Annotated in this window: 17 protein-coding genes; 8 read left to right on the top strand and 9 right to left on the bottom strand. The window is 43.4% G+C overall.

The features are described 5' to 3' along the window. Positions 1-3: 3 nt before the first annotated feature. Positions 4-765 (top strand): TylF/MycF family methyltransferase, encoded by a 762-nt coding sequence (locus tag EDD57_RS09895; protein ID WP_131849300.1) that lies wholly within the window; start codon positions 4-6, stop codon positions 763-765. A gap of 106 nt (positions 766-871) precedes the next feature. Here EDD57_RS09895 and EDD57_RS09890 read toward each other — a convergent pair whose 3' ends face one another. After that, positions 872-1,702, bottom strand: a complete 831-nt coding sequence (locus EDD57_RS09890) for a polysaccharide deacetylase family protein (protein WP_131849299.1) — start codon at positions 1,700-1,702, stop codon at positions 872-874. A 289-nt stretch (positions 1,703-1,991) separates the two neighbouring features. Here EDD57_RS09890 and EDD57_RS09885 point away from each other — a divergent pair, with 289 nt between their 5' ends. The 4 genes from EDD57_RS09885 to EDD57_RS09870 are packed head-to-tail and all read left to right on the top strand — an operon-like array spanning position 1,992 to position 5,864. Next, positions 1,992-2,915: a metal ABC transporter solute-binding protein, Zn/Mn family gene (locus EDD57_RS09885; protein ID WP_207896818.1), complete on the top strand. Its 924-nt coding sequence runs from the start codon at positions 1,992-1,994 to the stop codon at positions 2,913-2,915. An 18-nt stretch (positions 2,916-2,933) separates the two neighbouring features. Next, entirely contained in the window at positions 2,934-3,698 is a 765-nt protein-coding gene (locus tag EDD57_RS09880) for a metal ABC transporter ATP-binding protein (RefSeq protein WP_131849297.1), read from the top strand. A gap of 13 nt (positions 3,699-3,711) precedes the next feature. After that, positions 3,712-4,989, top strand: a complete 1,278-nt coding sequence (locus EDD57_RS09875) for a metal ABC transporter permease (RefSeq protein WP_165873757.1) — start codon at positions 3,712-3,714, stop codon at positions 4,987-4,989. Beyond that, a complete protein-coding gene (locus EDD57_RS09870; RefSeq protein WP_131849295.1) occupies positions 4,986-5,864 on the top strand; it encodes a metal ABC transporter permease in 879 nt (292 codons plus the stop codon). Before EDD57_RS09875 ends, EDD57_RS09870 begins: the two co-directional genes overlap by 4 nt. Before the next feature lie 50 nt (positions 5,865-5,914). On the opposite strand, the gene EDD57_RS09865 is transcribed toward EDD57_RS09870, so the two are convergent. From EDD57_RS09865 to EDD57_RS09835, 8 genes are all read right to left on the bottom strand, one after another. After that, positions 5,915-6,106: an alpha/beta-type small acid-soluble spore protein gene (locus EDD57_RS09865; RefSeq protein ID WP_072330497.1), complete on the bottom strand. Its 192-nt coding sequence runs from the start codon at positions 6,104-6,106 to the stop codon at positions 5,915-5,917. 76 nt (positions 6,107-6,182) lie between these two features. Then, positions 6,183-7,010: a sporulation protein gene (locus EDD57_RS09860; protein ID WP_165873756.1), complete on the bottom strand. Its 828-nt coding sequence runs from the start codon at positions 7,008-7,010 to the stop codon at positions 6,183-6,185. Positions 7,011-7,236: 226 nt separating this feature from the next. Further along, the gene (locus EDD57_RS14425; RefSeq protein WP_165873755.1) at positions 7,237-7,413 is read right to left on the bottom strand and encodes a hypothetical protein; all 177 of its coding nucleotides are present in this window, start codon (positions 7,411-7,413) and stop codon (positions 7,237-7,239) included. A gap of 342 nt (positions 7,414-7,755) precedes the next feature. Next, the gene (locus EDD57_RS14970) at positions 7,756-9,672 is read right to left on the bottom strand and encodes an alpha-helical endospore appendage domain-containing protein (RefSeq protein WP_131849293.1); all 1,917 of its coding nucleotides are present in this window, start codon (positions 9,670-9,672) and stop codon (positions 7,756-7,758) included. A gap of 317 nt (positions 9,673-9,989) precedes the next feature. Beyond that, on the bottom strand, positions 9,990-10,847 hold the full coding sequence (locus EDD57_RS09850; protein ID WP_131849292.1) for an NAD+ synthase: 858 nt from the start codon (positions 10,845-10,847) through the stop codon (positions 9,990-9,992). Positions 10,848-10,850: 3 nt separating this feature from the next. Beyond that, complete coding sequence (locus tag EDD57_RS09845) at positions 10,851-11,696, bottom strand: nitrilase-related carbon-nitrogen hydrolase (protein ID WP_131849291.1); 846 nt, start codon at positions 11,694-11,696, stop codon at positions 10,851-10,853. Positions 11,697-11,750: 54 nt separating this feature from the next. After that, positions 11,751-12,695, bottom strand: coding sequence for a phosphotransferase (locus EDD57_RS09840; RefSeq protein WP_131849290.1), 945 nt, complete (start codon positions 12,693-12,695; stop codon positions 11,751-11,753). A 23-nt stretch (positions 12,696-12,718) separates the two neighbouring features. Further along, a complete protein-coding gene (locus tag EDD57_RS09835; protein WP_131849289.1) occupies positions 12,719-13,381 on the bottom strand; it encodes a LysM peptidoglycan-binding domain-containing protein in 663 nt (220 codons plus the stop codon). A 168-nt stretch (positions 13,382-13,549) separates the two neighbouring features. Between EDD57_RS09835 and EDD57_RS09830 the strand changes: the two genes are divergently transcribed. The 3 genes from EDD57_RS09830 to EDD57_RS09820 are packed head-to-tail and all read left to right on the top strand — an operon-like array spanning position 13,550 to position 16,262. After that, a complete protein-coding gene (locus EDD57_RS09830; protein ID WP_131849288.1) occupies positions 13,550-14,359 on the top strand; it encodes an SGNH/GDSL hydrolase family protein in 810 nt (269 codons plus the stop codon). After that, the gene (locus EDD57_RS09825; protein WP_131849287.1) at positions 14,356-15,282 is read left to right on the top strand and encodes an ABC transporter ATP-binding protein; all 927 of its coding nucleotides are present in this window, start codon (positions 14,356-14,358) and stop codon (positions 15,280-15,282) included. The genes EDD57_RS09830 and EDD57_RS09825 overlap by 4 nt, the downstream gene beginning before the upstream one ends. Further along, entirely contained in the window at positions 15,279-16,262 is a 984-nt protein-coding gene (locus EDD57_RS09820; protein WP_131849286.1) for an ABC transporter permease, read from the top strand. The genes EDD57_RS09825 and EDD57_RS09820 overlap by 4 nt, the downstream gene beginning before the upstream one ends. The last annotated feature ends 146 nt before the right edge of the window (positions 16,263-16,408 follow it).

Raw genomic sequence — 16,408 nt, 5'->3', positions numbered from 1 at the left:
TTTGTGAATACAAGTAGTCCTGTTGATTTATATTTAGAATTACTAAAAAAAACAATTTTATTTGAAATGTGGCTGGAGGTAGAAGCTCGACATCCACATCCAGACAACGCAGCGTTTAATCCGACAATGGAGCACAGACAAGAAGGGATGGATTGGCCACCGATTGCCGTCAGTATGATTGGTAGAAAACGCATGGATCATCTACATCAATGTATGGAATCAGTTATTGCCGATAATATAGAAGGAGACTTTATTGAAACGGGTGTTTGGCGTGGCGGATCATGTATCTTTATGCGGGGCTTTTTGAAAGCTAATGGGATAACGGATAGAAATGTTTGGGTTGCCGATTCATTTGAAGGACTACCTCCTCCTAATGTAGCAAAATATCCCGCCGATGCACCTTCCCCTTTTCATAAAATGGATTATTTACGAGTTTCTCTCGAAGAGGTATCTGAAAATTTCAAAAAATTCGATCTGCTTGATGGTCAAGTACAATTTTTAAAAGGGTGGTTCGAAGATACTCTTCCTACCGCACCGATCCAAAAAATCGCGATAGCCAGACTGGATGGAGATATGTATTCTTCCACATGGGATAGTTTATCAAATCTTTATCATAAGGTTTCTATAGGTGGCTATATCATTATAGATGATTACAGCGTCACTTTTTGTAAAGCTGCAGTACACGATTTTCGAACCAAATTTGGCATTGATGATGAAATTAAACAGATAGATACAAATGGTGCTTATTGGAGAAAAACAAAATAACCAGGAGAATATAATGCTTACTAATCACTACCGTTTTTAGGACTTTATCTATAGTCTGAAAGAATCCTCTTCAAGGTTTGAAGAGGATTCTTTTCAAGTTTATATGCTATTGATATGCTGGTACTCCAATCAATTTATCTACTGTCACAAATTCATAGCCTTTACTCTTTAAGTCGCGAATCATTTCTGGTAAAGCTTTTACCGTTTCCTTGAGACCTTCATTTCCAGCGCTATGTTGAAGAACGATTCCGCCAGGTTTGAACTCTCTATGGTAGGCTTCCATTATTTGATCTTTCGACTTATGATTCCAATCTAATGTATCTACGCTCCACAAAATCACTTTCATATTCAGCTTTTGCGCTTCACCATCCACAATTCCGCCTTTACGTGCACCATAAGGAGGACGGAATAAAGTCGGTTTTTTTCCGATAGCATCTTGGATAGCATCATTCGTCTTACTAATTTGTTGATTAACCGTGGCTTGATCTTTTTTTGATAAATCTGGATGGTTCCACGAGTGATTTCCAACAGAATGGCCTTCTTGGTCTATTCTCTTTACTACATCTGGGTGTGCTTCTACATTATTTCCACAGACAAAAAAAGTAGCAGACACCTTTTCTTTTTTTAATATATCCAAAACTTGATTAGTAAAATGCGTATCTGGACCATCATCAAACGTAAAAGCAACTTGCTTATGGGAAGATAACCCCTGACTGATTACCAATCTAGAACGAAGTGTATTCATTTCAGCTTGTAAACTGTCTTTTGTCGTCAGTTTCACTGCTGGTAATGTTCTGTCCTGAACAGTTAATAATTTTTCTTGCGTTAAGTCCTTCACTGATATGAGTTTGGAGTCTGCTGCTCCTACATAATTTGTACAACCAGTTAAAAGCGCTCCTGCTATTAGGGTGACCCCTAAAGAACGGAATATCTTCACCCTCTCACTCCCTTCAAATCTTCGTCCCAATTCATTTCGCTAAACGAATTTAATTTAAATGATACCGTCAATCCTAACATATATCCTTTTTTTCTACAGCATTGATTTCGACAATTCTTTGATAAATGTATGCAATGATCATTGACAGAAGCATAGGGAGGTGACAGAATAGACATAATTAAATTTTGCCTTAGGGAAAAATTTATGAGTGTGTCAAATAGATTTGAGAGATAGCATTTTTTATAGGTTGAGCAAACAAATGTAAACAATGAATTTAGGAGGAAATACCATGATTCACAAATTTTTGCGTTCCCTACTTATTAGTACCCTATGTCTCACTTTATTAGTAGGATGTAATCCATCACGTTCACAGTCAGAGAGCAAGAAAATTCAAGTGACCACAACTACCGGCATGATCGCCGATATCGTAAAAAATGTGGGAGGAACCCATACCGAAGTATCTGCACTGATGGGTACTGGAGTAGATCCTCATCTGTATAAAGCTTCACAAGGTGATATTCGCAAGCTTGATCAATCCGATCTTATCTTTTATAACGGACTTCATCTAGAAGGAAAAATGACAGACGTTTTAAGCAAGATTGGTAAAAACAAACCTGTAACGGCTATATCCGACAAGATCGATCGCTCAAAACTTCTTGAAATCGGTAACAATTTACATGATCCACACATCTGGTTTGACGTACAACTATGGATGTCTGCTACCGAAGTAGTTCGTGATACATTGATTAAACAAGATCCTAGTCATAAAGCAGAATATGAAAAACAAGCGACTGACTACTTGGCTAAGCTAAAACAATTGGATGAAGACGTGAAGAAACAAGTGAACAGCGTTCCGAAAGAACAACGCGTGCTTGTAACCGCACATGATGCCTTTAATTACTTTGGAAAAGCATATGGAATCGAAGTGGTTGGCTTGCAAGGGATTAGTACCGCAGCTGAATATGGATTGAAAGATGTTCAAAATATGGTGGATCTCATTTCCAAACGAAAAATCAAAGCGGTATTCGTTGAATCTAGCGTTCCGAAAAAATCGATTGAAGCAGTAGTCGAAGGCGCCAAGCAAAAAGGACATGAAGTGAAAATTGGTGGGGAGCTTTACTCAGATGCGATGGGACAAGCAGGTACTCCAGAAGGTACTTATATCGGAATGGTGCAAGCCAATGTCACAAAAATAGTGAGTTCTTTAAAATAGCATCCAGGAGGAAGTACTATGACAAATAAAAAAACTCCGCCTCTTTCGATCGAAAACGTATCAGTCGCCTATCATCGAAAGCCTGTTTTGCGCAATATTACCTACCAATCTCCAGAAGGAGAATGTGTGGGTATCATCGGGCCAAACGGAGCGGGTAAATCAACCCTGATTAAGGCGGCTCTTGGACTTCTCCCACTAGCTGGAGGGAAAGTTTCGATTTATGGAAAGCCATATTCTCAGCAACGAAAATGTGTGGGATACGTCCCGCAGAGAGAGTCCGTTGATTGGGACTTCCCTACCAATGCGCTAGATGTGGTATTGATGGGATTATATGGACAACTTGGCTGGTTCCGCAGACCGAAGTCCGAGCATAAAGATCGTGCACTCGAAGCACTACGGAAAGTGGGGATGGAATCGTTTGCGAAGCGTCAAATCAGTCAACTATCGGGCGGACAACAACAACGTGTCTTCCTCGCTCGTGCTCTGGCTCAAGAAGCTCAAGTCTATTTTATGGACGAACCATTTGTGGGAGTCGATGCAGCAACGGAAAAAGCAATCGTTCAAGTCTTACATGAATTAAAAGAGCAGAAAAAAACTGTTTTTGTCGTACACCATGACCTCCAGACCGTCTCCGAGTACTTCGACTCTGTGATGTTGCTTAATCTTCGTCTGATCGCATCCGGTGCTACTAGGGAAGTATTTACAGCCGACAACTTGCAAAAAACATATGGAGGACGCCTCGCCATCCTACCACAAACAAATGAATTGCTATCTACCAAATAAGGAGGGCAAACGAATGTTAGAATTATTTCGTGATGCCAATGCTTTATGGGTTCTTGCTGGAACAACCTTACTTGGGATTAGTAGCGGCGTATTAGGAAGCTTCGCCTTCTTACGAAAGCGTGGATTAATGGGCGATGTATTGGCCCATTCGGCACTTCCTGGAATCTGTTTGGCATTTTTATTTACTGGATCGAAAAACCCATTATGGCTCTTGATCGGAGCCACATTAACTGGCCTATTAGCTTCTCTCTTTCTTAGTTGGATTACCCGATTTTCCAAGATTAAAGAAGATACTGCTTTAGGATTGGTCTTATCTACCTTTTTTGGATTTGGTATCGTCTTGTTAACTCAAATTCAACACAGTGATTTCGGAAATCAAGCTGGATTGGATAAGTTTCTGTTTGGTCAATCAGCCTCCTTAGTTGGAACAGATGTGGTGATGATGGGTTCCATTGCCTTCATTTTAATCCTTCTAGTCTCTTTATTCTTTAAAGAGTTAAAGCTCTTATGCTTTGATGCAAACTATGGAAAAAGTCTAGGGTTCCCTATGGTAGGACTTGATTTTTTCCTGATGTTACTTCTAGTAGTCGCCGTGGTAATTGGTCTACAAGCGGCAGGAGTGGTACTGATGGCATCCCTTTTAATTACGCCAGCCGCGACAGCTAGGTATTGGACGGAACGACTAGATCATATGATTATCATCTCTGCCTGTATAGGGGCTCTATCTGGATTAGTTGGGACGATCCTTAGTTCAGTTGCCACTAAGTTATCTACCGGACCCCTTATTGTCTTGGCAGTCACTATTTTGTTCTTTATCTCGATGTTCTGCGCACCGAAAAGAGGCCTGATCGCGAAATGGCTACGCCTCATTCAGACCCGGCAAAAAGTGCGCCAAGAGCAGATCTACCAAGCTTGGAATCAATTAGGAACGCAAACGACTACTCTGACTGCTCTATCGGAGCAATCCAACCTATCTCCTGCACAAATTCGCCGCTGGTTGAACCAGAAAAAGCGAGGCGGACAGGTGGTAGAAGGTTCCCCAGATACTTTCACTCTTTCGAGTACTAGCTGGAAAGAGGCAAGTGACACAGCCTTACTTGGACTTTACATGGAGATGTGGCATATGTACGAGGATATTGAAACGGACTGTTCAATTCAGGATATCGAGCAATTATCCGACTTACCCGAATCTCTTCGAGCACAGCTCCAGTATTATCTACAAAAACACATTTCGGAGGAAGACCAAGCAAAGACCTACCATTCCATGAAAAAGGTAGGGATAGAGTTATGAGTAGTATCTGGATTATCTTGACTGGCGCTCTCATCGCTTCTTCCTGTGCGTTTCTAGGATGTTTCTTAATCCTTCGCCGGATGGCTATGTTGGGGGATGCGATTAGTCACTCCATCCTTCCCGGAATCGTCATCGCATTTCTCGTCTCAGGAAGTCGAGATCCCCTGCCCATGTTTATCGGTGCCGCAGTCTTTGGACTTCTTTGTACCATTATCATTCAACTTTTGCGAAATCAAGGTGTGCAGGCAGATGCTGCGATGTCTGTTAGTTTCACAGCACTCTTCTCCATCGGGATCATCTTGATCTCTCTTTTTACGCAACAAGTAGACTTAGATTTAGATTGTGTACTCTACGGTGAAATTGCGTATGTCCCTTACGATACATGGACTTGGCACGGAATCGACATGGGACCTCGAGCGATGTGGGGAGCAGGAGCTGCCTTCTTGCTTAGCCTGATCATCGTACGATTGTTTTACAAACAGTTTAAACTCACATCGTTTGATCCAGCTTTAGCGATGGCCATCGGTATACCTGTAGCTGTTTTCCATTACCTGCTCATGGGGCTCGTCTCGATCACAACCGTTGCTTCATTTGAAAGTGTAGGCGCGATCCTAGTCGTAGCAATGCTTATCGTTCCCGCTGCCACTGCCTATCTATTAACAGAACGGCTTGGTGTCATGCTCGGACTAAGCGTGCTCATCGGCACCCTCTGCTCGATATGTGGTTACTTCCTATCCGTCGTGCTAGATGCGTCGATCGCTGGATGTATGACGATGGTTGCAGGTGGGTTATTCGCACTTGCTTTTCTGTTCTCTCCTCATCAAGGAGTTGTTACCCGTTGGTGGATTCGTAAGAAATTACGTACTCAAATTTAAATGGTAAAACAAAATCCCCCACTACTTGTTAGTAATGGGGGGTTTTGTTTTTATTTATTCCGCGCAAGTTGTTGCTGGGCCAATGCGACGAGTCGCTTGGTCATCTCCCCACCTACAGAACCATTGGCTCTGGCGGTGGTGTCAGCCCCTAATTCCACTCCAAATTCCTGAGCGATTGACTGTTTCATCTGCCCCAAGGCAGCAGCCGATCCAGGCACTACGAGTTTGTTGCTTCTTGACATCGCAATCAGCTCCCCTCATAGAAACATTGGAATGAGAATCCCTTGCATGTTTTAGAGTAACCGAATCAAGCCGTTTTCATTCATTGGACGAAATCTCTTTCGTCACTTTATCTTGGATCAACTGAATTTGTTCCGCTAAGTATTCCGTCAGGTGAACGCCCTCATCTTCTATGTCTTCTTCATGAACCACAAAGCGGATTTTTCGCTCATTTACATCTAGCATCTCCATAATTGACCGATAATCTGGTTTCTGAGTTTCGATTCGTAATACAAAATGGCCATTTCCGAGATGTACAAGTGATGCCTCATTAAGCCAATTCTTCATATCATGCTGAGCAAAAAGAAACTCTTGGTAAAACGTCCGATCCATTGGATAATCCATGCTATTTGGCTCTACAGATGTGACTGAAAAACCCAAACGACTCATGGATCTAAGTACTTCTTCTACGAAATGATGGGGCGCTATCTGAATTTCATCATGATCACTCGGATCGATGGAATTTTCTATATCAATTCCTGTTTGCAAGTATACCTGAAAACGATACGGGGAGGCTTTTGGTTTCGCAAACAAAAAATGGCTCTCATAAGGAAACGAAATCGGTGTTACATCTGGCAACGTAAAAGAAAACGGGATTTCTTTCGTTTCTCTGGGTAATACCGTAATTTTGTCTGCGATTTCATGTGTGTGCCACAAGAAATCCTGAAATCCACTTACTCCTGCCCCTCGAGCTCTCAGTCGAACTTTAAGCTGAAACAGGATCCGCTTTATGTCCTGTTGTACAGAGCTACCTTGGATTAAGACTCGACCTTGGACCGTTTCTCCTTGGCGATATTCTCCTTTTTCCAAAGTAGTATCAACCTTTATTCCGCCGACGCGTATACTGGCAAGCAATTTCTTTAACAACCCACTAACCTCCTTTTCATCTATTGAGAAACACCAGATAGTACGTGAAGTTTGTATATATACAGAATCATCCTGACATTCATTTCAAGTAATTTCATTATACAACCAATTCAACAGGGCTTTTTATCAAAAAAAGAACAAAAAAGGAACAAAGTACTGACGAAACCGTGTCAGCACTCTGTTCCACGTAATCAAATACATGAATTGATTTCTTAATTGAATCCAGCTATTTTTTCTTCTTAGAAATTAGCATTTGTATCATTTCAACAAATACAAAACCTATAGGTATAATGATGATTTTAATTAAAAATCCCGTTGTATTACCATGTCGTAAGTCCGTAAAATATCCCCAGACAGCCGCTATAATTAGGCCTGCAAGGAAGGCTTGTAACACTGATCTCAAGAAATTTCTCTCCTATTAGTTTTTATGGATCTATTTATAAATCCTATAGACTTTATATACTATACATTATTTTTTATATATAAATGTATTTTTTTACTATATTACATCTTAATCATGCGAAAATAGAAGTGAGACAAGAAAAAAATCCCTGAAACACTGCTCGTTTCAGGGATTTCAACAAATGGATTCTTCAAATGAATCTTAAACGAAAAATTAGAAAGGGTTTTAACTAGAGATGTTTCAAGAGATCTCCCGAGGCGGAGAATTTGCAAGTCTCCATTTGTTCATCCACTTTCTATTCTTTCTGTTAACTAAAAAGCTCATCTCTAGTAAATAGATCTCTTATCCAATCCTTGCTATTCTTATGGAGGCTGCAGGAGTATTCGAAGATGGTACTACTACACTATACAATCCTCCTGCTCCGCCATTTGCATTTATTAATTCAACAACAGCATTACTACCCACTTGCAGAATAGCTCCACTAACTAGAACCGAGCCAGGAGCTGTTATGCCTATAGCCGCTCCTCCTCTAGTTGCATTGATTTCCCCGCCGTTTACTCTTAATCCCATGACAGCTTCAGCTGAACCTGTAGGAGTAGCTAGTACGGTAGCATTAAATTCCACCGAATAAGCTCCTGCATTCTGTAGAACGATCGTACCACTAGCCCCGTTATATGTTGCATTAAGCGCTGATACGGGCGGAGCATTAAAAAGAACAGGGGTTTTCGATGCTACCGTTTGGTTTGTATTTCTTGTCAAGAATATAAAGCCTGGGTCAAATCCTCCTGTGGGCCCAGTGGATCCTGTAGCTCCTGTTACTCCGTCCGAGCCTGAAGCTCCTGTTGGGCCGGTTACTCCGTCGGCTCCGGAAGGTCCGGTGGATCCCGTTACTCCGTCAGCTCCAGAAGGTCCCGTAGATCCCGTTACTCCGTCGGCTCCAGAAGGTCCCGTAGATCCCGTTACTCCGTCGGCTCCAGAAGGTCCCGTAGACCCCGTTACTCCGTCAGCTCCAGAAGGTCCGGTGGATCCCGTTACTCCATCAGCTCCAGAAGGTCCCGTAGATCCCGTTACCCCGTCAGCTCCAGAAGGCCCAGTGGATCCCGTTACTCCGTCAGCTCCAGAAGGTCCCGTAGATCCCGTTACTCCGTCGGCTCCAGAAGGTCCCGTGGATCCCGTTACTCCGTCGGCTCCGGAAGGCCCAGTGGATCCCGTTACTCCGTCAGCTCCAGAAGGTCCAGTGGATCCCGTTACTCCGTCAGCTCCAGAAGGTCCCGTAGATCCCGTTACTCCGTCGGCTCCAGAAGGTCCAGTGGATCCCGTTACTCCGTCGGCTCCGGAAGGTCCGGTAGACCCCGTTACTCCGTCAGCTCCAGAAGGTCCGGTGGATCCCGTTACTCCGTCAGCTCCAGAAGGTCCCGTAGATCCCGTTACCCCGTCAGCTCCAGAAGGCCCAGTGGATCCCGTTACTCCGTCAGCTCCAGAAGGTCCGGTGGATCCTGTTACGCCATCCGCGCCCGATGGCCCAGTGGATCCCGTCACGCTAGCGCCCGTAGCGCCCGTAACTCCTGTAATCCCAGTAAGACCGAGTTGCTCGACGATTCCTTTAATGATGTTCGCGAAGGTGCCCGAAGGCCCAGTAGCCACGTTTATATGCACATTTGCCGATCCAGGAGTTACTAAAATTTCTAATGTATTGGATAGAAAGTTTAGTGTGTCTCCGAAACCGAGTGGCACACTTCCGCTAGCGCCTGAGTTCCCTTGCACCAAGAATAAGAAATCACCTGTCGTAAAAGCTCCCGTGTTCCCTTGGGGTCCCTGAGGCCCTTGAGGTCCAGAAGGTCCAGAAAGTCCCTGAGGTCCCTGGGGTCCTTGAGGTCCTTGAGGTCCAGAAGGTCCAGGAGGTCCTCCTGATGATCCAGTTGTACCCGCCGGTCCTTGAGGTCCTTGAGGTCCTATAGTAACGTCAGTTTCTAATACATTTACTAACTTCTCGTTTAAAATCCATTCTTTCTTTCCGATGACATTAATCGTATCGCGAACACTGTTGTTGATCGTAAGTAGATCACTAATCGTGGGTTGAAAGGATGTTGACACTCCAGGGAGAGTTCCTAGAACGTATTGGAGTTTTTCTCCCTCGGCATTAATAATGTGACTTAAACCTAGCTCCTCTAACGCGATCGATGATAGTAGAAGATTGATTGCATCTTCTCGTGTGATAGAAATATTAGGTGAAATATTAGGTATATTTGCTTGAGACATCTTTTCACCCCTAAACTAAGTAATAAATTCTCTCAAAATCATATTCACACTGCCTAAAATTGGGAACAAATGATTTTCTAATATCTAAAATCAGAAAGTTGATTAGCTTTTTATCCAGAACAAAAAGAAGCCAGTTGTTAAATACATTTTCAACAACTGGCTTCTTTCAAATGAATCTTAAACGAAAAATTAGAAAGTGTTTAGCTACAGATGTTACAAGAGATCTCCCGAGGCAGAGAATTTGCAAGTCTCGATTTGTTCGTTCATCACTTTCTACTCTCATTTTATTCAGGGGTTCAAACAAGGTGCTTCAAAAACTACATTCCCCAATCCCGAAGATAACGGAAGTCAATCCCTACTGTACGATTGGATACCTTTAAGATAACGGGCATTACTCGTTTGAATTGGTTGCGGATGATACGTCTGTTAACCGCATCGATGAGGGTATCAGAAAAGCCCTGCTTATGAAGTGCTCTGCGATCCCACTTTAAATCTAACATGTGATAAAAAACACGATCCATATCAAAGTAAGAAAAGCCGATCTCCCCTTCATCTGTCTGGTTTTCCCATAAATCAGCACTAGGCGATTTCGATAAGATCGAGTTAGGAACTCCCACATAGCGAGAAAGTTGACGAACCTGAGTCTTATATAAATCCCCAATCGGGTTGATCGCAGAAGCCGAGTCCCCATACTGCGTGCCGTAGCCGAGTAATAATTCCGTGCGATTGCTTGTGCCCACTACAAGTGCTTCATAGTGAGCGGATAAATCATATAAAATCGTCATTCTTTCCCGCGCCATCTTATTTCCTCTACGGAGAGGGCTAGCATCCGGGAAACGTTCAAAGTAAGCATCAATCTGAGGCGTAATATCAACCGTGAGTGATTTCACTCCTGTATCTAGAATCGCTTCCTCCGCATCATCTAGGCTATTTTGGCTACTCTGCTTATACGGCATCCGAACCGCGATTACGTTTTCCGCTCCAAAGGCTCGTACCGCCAAATAGAGCGAAAGTGCAGAGTCAATCCCACCTGATAATCCTAAGATCACCCGACGAAAGCCTACTTTGTTCACTTCTTCATGTAGAGCCGTAGTCAATATTTGGGTAGTGAGCTCTTCATTGAGAGATAGATACGGAGCTTCTGTTAATTGATCCGTTAACCACTGTGTAGACATGTCCTACTCTCCTCTACGATGTTGTTGGATTCGAGTAAGTTCTCGAATCACGAGATCTGTATTTTCATCACGTAAAATAGGGGTCGTAAAGCGTGCCCGCCGAACCATATCGAGATCTAAATCAAATGTCACGAGAGATTCTTCAAAAAGGGGCCCATGTACTAATGTATCTCCAAATGGATCCACGGCTGTTGAATTACCAAAAAAGGTGACTCCATCCTCGGTGCCCACGCGTTGCGTACATGCAATAAACATCCCGTAAAATTGAGCTTGGCTAGTCAGAATCAAGTCCCATGAGTCCTGTGTTCCCAGCCCTTTAGCGTGTACACCACGCGCTGGAGAATTGGCGAGTACAATCAGAAGCTCTGCTCGATCCTGAGCTAGCAGATAAGGAGCTGATGGATGCCACATATCTTCGCAGATTAGCATCCCCACACGACCAAATCTCGTGTCAAATGCTCGAATCTTTTCTCCTCGACCAAAATAACGCGCCTCATCAAACATTCCATATGTAGGTAGATATACTTTGCGATGCACGGATTGAACACTACCATAACTCGCATAAATCGCCGAATTATACAAGATGTGATCGGGAGAACGCTCTACGATTCCAAAAGCAATATCAATGCCCTTAGACTCGGAAACAATCTCCTGTACTTCTTCACTATCCATGGTGCAAGCCACATCGTAAGTTAAGTCGAGCAGATTATATCCCATTAAGCTTAACTCTGGAAATATAAGCAACTCGACTCCTTCTTCTTTTGCCTGTTTAATCATCTGTTTGTGAATTTCAATGTTTTTAGCCACATTACCCAAATGTGGTCGAATTTGCGCTAATGCAACTTTCATTTCTAAGATGCCTCCCTAAGGCGAACTATGGGTGATTTGGCCTCTATCATAACATTACCAATGACGCAATTGCGAGAGAAACTCCCGGTGGCGCCCTATATCATCAATAATTCTTTCCAAGTAGGGACCTGTATAATCTAGGCGATAACCGGGCTTCTTTTCCAGCACTCCGATCGACTCGCGAAAAAACTCATTGGGAAAGCCATACATCACTTTGATAAAATATTTCTCCCAATCTGATAAAGGTTGATGGTGTTCATAACATTCCATCATTTCAATCCATAGCGATCGGTTCCAATGGTTTTCAGTTAAGACCCGGGTACTAATTTGCCAAAGATCCCCCCACTGAGCATCGTAACTAGCTGTATCGAAATCGATCAACCACGCCCGGTCCTCTTCGATCATCCAATTATGACTAGCTAAATCGCGATGGCAAAGATGATGATGGAGATGAGCTTGCTCGTTCATCTCATGAAATGTAGGGGTATATAGCTGATTCCACGCATTTACGCCCATACGATACATCTCGTTACCTGCTATTCGAATCCATTTATCAACCTTACCCGTCGAACGGTCGTATTGGTGTAGATGCCTTTCAAACTTTTTTAGACGTTGTCCAAGTCTCTCCCATAAAAGGAACGCCGTCCGACGAATAGACGGCGTAGTACATCCACGTCCCGCTTGATGAAACCGAGCTAGCTGCCCTAATACAAGCTTACTTTCTTTGCGAGATCGATATCTACATGTTTCCCCGCAAATATACGTGGTTAATGTCAACCCATCTCCAGCATGTAAAAACGTAGGCATATCGTCAAATCCACGATGCCTGAGCTCTCGATCAACTTGACTCCACCACTCTTGATGATAAGCAGAACGGCATTGCTTCGCTACCCATGTTTGTTCATTTGTATAAATGAGCCATATTTTTTGCCCTTTCTCCATATCGATTACTCGAGTCTGAAGAGCTCGTTCCATTTTTCGCAAGCTTGGCTGGGACATATTGATCCCTTCCTTTATCTTAGTTAAAACTCTGCCGAAGAGCTCTCAAAGTCCTCATTTCCATACGCCGGTACTTGATTCATCATCATCTCAGGTTGCCAGTACCCTGGTTGATGATTTCCGTATGGAGTCCAAAACGGATAGGGTGGCGGCGACATCGATGTTTGCGGCGGATAGGGCGAAGGAGATCCACAATCAGTGCAAGGATGACTTGGATAGGGTGTAGAAGCGTGCGCAAGATGTGGATAGGAATAAAATCCAGGCTCCGTTGGATAAAATGGTGCAAACTGAGTAGGGTAAGAAGGTGGATGGGAATAGATAGAAGAAGACTCCCATTCATCGAGCGGTACTTCACTTGATGAATCATAGTCGTCATAATCGTCATACTGAGCAGGTTCGTTTTGGTAGAATTGAACATCCTCCACCCGAATCGGCTTCGCAATCGTTAATTGTAAATCTTGTGGCGAACCAGCTGGTCGCTCTACTAATGGCTTCTGGGGTAGATAGTCTCTCTTTATGGGAGAAACGGGTACTCGCCCAGATGGGATTCGCACCTTACTCCCTACTTCCAACTGTTCTGGTTCCATAATATTGGGATTTGCTTCTAGTACTCGCTCTAACGGAACATTATACTTTTGTACCAAGTCCCATAACTGTTCCCCAGGACGTACGATATGAATTTTCAAACCCGGTACCTCCTCAAATACAAATGGATTATTCTATCCTATGCGCCTATGGGCTATTAGTTGCCTTCACAGCATAGACAAACGATCATTCAAGAAAATATATTCATTTTTCAAGGATAATATGTAAAACTAAAGTTAGTAACGAATCTATATTTAGGAGGATAACTTATGCACTCTAAGCGCCCTATGAGGTGGATTAGTATCTTTGCGGTAGCAATCGCCTCATTCTCCATCCTATTAATCGGTTCCATCATGTCTCTTGTCGAACTTTTTCGGCCTCAAGCATCTAACCTCCAAACTCCTGATTCTCAGAAAGTAGCCTCTCCAACCAGTCCCACCATTGGACGAATCGTCAGTCTAGGTGATTCCCTAACCCGTGGGATCGGAGATGATAGCGGAAAAGGATACGTCCAGCTTTTTCGAGAGCAACTACAAAAATCAAGCAAATCAGAGGTAAGCCTTGTCAATTTAAGCGTTAGTGGTGCCACCTCTACTGATCTTCGCAAACAGATCTCACAGCCTGAAACAGTTAACTTGCTAAAAAGTGCCGAGATCATCCCCTTAACCATCGGTGGAAACGACCTATTTCGAGGAAGTGGTCGTCTTGAAAACACGGATCCTGCAACAGTCGAAAAAGCACGCCTTACATATCAAGAAAATGTAGACTTCATCTTGAAAGAAATTCGAAAACATAATTCCAAAGCAACCATCTTTGTTTTTGGTTTGTACAATCCATTTGGCGACTTATCCGAAGCCAAACAAACCAATGAATTTGTCGCTCATTGGAATCAAACCGCTCAACAAGTGATCGCCAAATATGATCGCGTTGTTTTTGTCCCTACATATGACTTATTTCAATTAGATCCAAAGCGATATCTCTTTACAGACCACTTTCATCCAAATCAAAATGGATATCAGCGCATGGCAAATCGCCTCGCCCAGCTGGTAATCGACCAAGAAGGGATGGAGACCAAATGAGCCAAACTCCCCCAGTACTCGAGGTAAAGAAGCTAAGCAAACATATCGGGAAACGAAAAATCGTAGAGGATATTACCTTTGAGGTGCAAAAAGGAGAAATTTTTGGGTTTCTAGGGCCAAATGGCGCAGGAAAAACCACTACCATCCGCATGCTAGTTGGACTTATCCGCCCCACAGAGGGAACGATTCAAATCGGAGGATATCCCTTACAAAATCAATTTATCGAGGCGATCTCCCAAGTGGGCTGTATTGTGGAAAATCCAGAGCTTTATCCCTACCTCACCGGCCGTGAAAACCTAGAGCACTTCGCCCGTATGATGACAGGAATTACAACCGAGTGGATCAATGAAATTATTCGCCTCGTCGAACTAGAAGAACGGATTGATGAACTGGTCAAAACCTACTCACTCGGAATGCGTCAACGTCTTGGAATCGCCCAAGCATTACTCGGCTCTCCCAAATTACTCATCCTCGATGAACCTACGAATGGTCTTGATCCTGCCGGCATTCGAGAGCTTCGGGCTTTCATTCGCAAGCTAGTCGAAGAACAAGGAATTAGTGTATTCATCTCGAGCCACATCCTACATGAGATTCAACTCATGTGTGATCGCGTTGCCATTATCAACAAAGGAAAAATTGTATACACCGGACCTGTACATGAGCTTGTCCATGAAGAGGAAACCCGCATCGAGTGGAAATTGGACCCGCTTCCATCTGGTGTACAAGTCCTGCAAGAACTATCCTTTGTCCGCCCCGTTGAACAGACAGATGAACATTTTTATGTATATATGCCTCTAGACCGCATTGCTGAAGTAAATGAGAAACTTACAGCTAAGCAGATAAAAGTAACGGGAATTCGTCCTGTACAAGCTACACTCGAAGACTTATTTTTACAACTGACAGGAGGCGAAACCAAACTATGATCGGACTTGTCTATAATGAAATGTTAAAAATGGTTCGGAAAAAGCGACTTTGGGTCATCTTAGGGATCTTAGTCATCCTGATTCCGATTTTTACATACGCTCAAGCACAAACACTCGAAAGAGCGGCTAAGCAAATTGGCACAAGCGATTGGAAAGTCGTCCTAAAGCAACAGATCATCGATCAACAAAACCGCTTAACATCCAGCCGATTACCCGAAGAATGGAAAGCATTTATCAAACTGAATATCCAGCAACAAGAATATTATCTAAAGCACGATATTGATCCAACGGCACCTGGTGCTCCTACATTTATGCGAAAATTTGTAGAGGAATCTGTTTCTCTCTTTATCCCATTATTAGTCGTCATTATCGCAGCCGATTTAGTTTCTTCCGAGCACTCCAGCGGAACGATCAAACTACTCCTTACTCGGCCCGTTCGGCGTTGGAAAGTACTCCTTAGCAAATACATATCCCTGCTCTTTGCCACATCTTTTATCGTATTAAGTACCGCCATATTGAGCTACTTGCTCTCTGGAGTCATCTTTGGATATGGGGGTTGGGATCTCCCGGTATTATCCGGATTCCAAGAGAAAAATGGAGCCCTGATGACAGAGTTTGTCCATCTTATCCCCCAATGGAAATATCTCCTTATGGCATACGGTCTCTCTTGGCTCGCCTGTATCACCGTTGCAACGGTTTCCTTTATGGTATCCGTCTTGGTACGAAGCACCGCATCCGGCATGGGCATTATGCTCGCAGCTGTCATCTCGGGGAATCTGCTCATGCAACTTTCTCCCACATGGGGTGCAATCAAATACTTCGCCTTCACCCAATTACGCTTAACCGACTATCTCTCTGGCCGCCCTATCCTCATAGAGGGCATGACATTACCACTCTCTATAGGAGTGCTCGGAGCCTGGTCCGCTGTAGCGTTGATTGTCGCATTTGTAGCATTTTCTAGACGTGACGTAATGGCGTAAGAAGTGAATATGATTCATAAAAAAAGCCTAGCTTGGTCTAGATTACTAGGCTGAACTGCACCCCAATTGTTGGACACGAAATTAAAACCCAACAGTTGGAGGTGCTTTTTCTATGGCTAAATATTCATTAGAAACAAAATTGAAAG

This window comes from Baia soyae, assembly GCF_004341445.1.
GTDB lineage: Bacteria > Bacillota > Bacilli > Thermoactinomycetales > Thermoactinomycetaceae > Baia > Baia soyae.
The sequence above is the reverse complement of the archived record's forward strand: the minus strand, read 5'-3'. Positions and strand labels throughout refer to the sequence as shown.

Excerpts from the sequence above, each read along its gene's own strand:
- EDD57_RS09885 (WP_207896818.1), top strand. The coding sequence starts at position 1,992 with ATGATTCACAAATTTTTGCGTTCCCTACTTATTAGTACCCTATGTCTC.
- EDD57_RS09870 (WP_131849295.1), top strand. The coding sequence starts at position 4,986 with ATGAGTAGTATCTGGATTATCTTGACTGGCGCTCTCATCGCTTCTTCC.
- EDD57_RS09830 (WP_131849288.1), top strand. The coding sequence starts at position 13,550 with ATGCACTCTAAGCGCCCTATGAGGTGGATTAGTATCTTTGCGGTAGCA.
- EDD57_RS09840 (WP_131849290.1), bottom strand. The coding sequence starts at position 12,695 with ATGTCCCAGCCAAGCTTGCGAAAAATGGAACGAGCTCTTCAGACTCGA.
- EDD57_RS14970 (WP_131849293.1), bottom strand. The coding sequence starts at position 9,672 with ATGTCTCAAGCAAATATACCTAATATTTCACCTAATATTTCTATCACA.
- EDD57_RS09875 (WP_165873757.1), top strand. The coding sequence starts at position 3,712 with ATGTTAGAATTATTTCGTGATGCCAATGCTTTATGGGTTCTTGCTGGA.
- EDD57_RS09880 (WP_131849297.1), top strand. The coding sequence starts at position 2,934 with ATGACAAATAAAAAAACTCCGCCTCTTTCGATCGAAAACGTATCAGTC.
- EDD57_RS09850 (WP_131849292.1), bottom strand. The coding sequence starts at position 10,847 with ATGTCTACACAGTGGTTAACGGATCAATTAACAGAAGCTCCGTATCTA.
- EDD57_RS09820 (WP_131849286.1), top strand. The coding sequence starts at position 15,279 with ATGATCGGACTTGTCTATAATGAAATGTTAAAAATGGTTCGGAAAAAG.
- EDD57_RS09845 (WP_131849291.1), bottom strand. The coding sequence starts at position 11,696 with ATGAAAGTTGCATTAGCGCAAATTCGACCACATTTGGGTAATGTGGCT.
- EDD57_RS09825 (WP_131849287.1), top strand. The coding sequence starts at position 14,356 with ATGAGCCAAACTCCCCCAGTACTCGAGGTAAAGAAGCTAAGCAAACAT.
- EDD57_RS09865 (WP_072330497.1), bottom strand. The coding sequence starts at position 6,106 with ATGTCAAGAAGCAACAAACTCGTAGTGCCTGGATCGGCTGCTGCCTTG.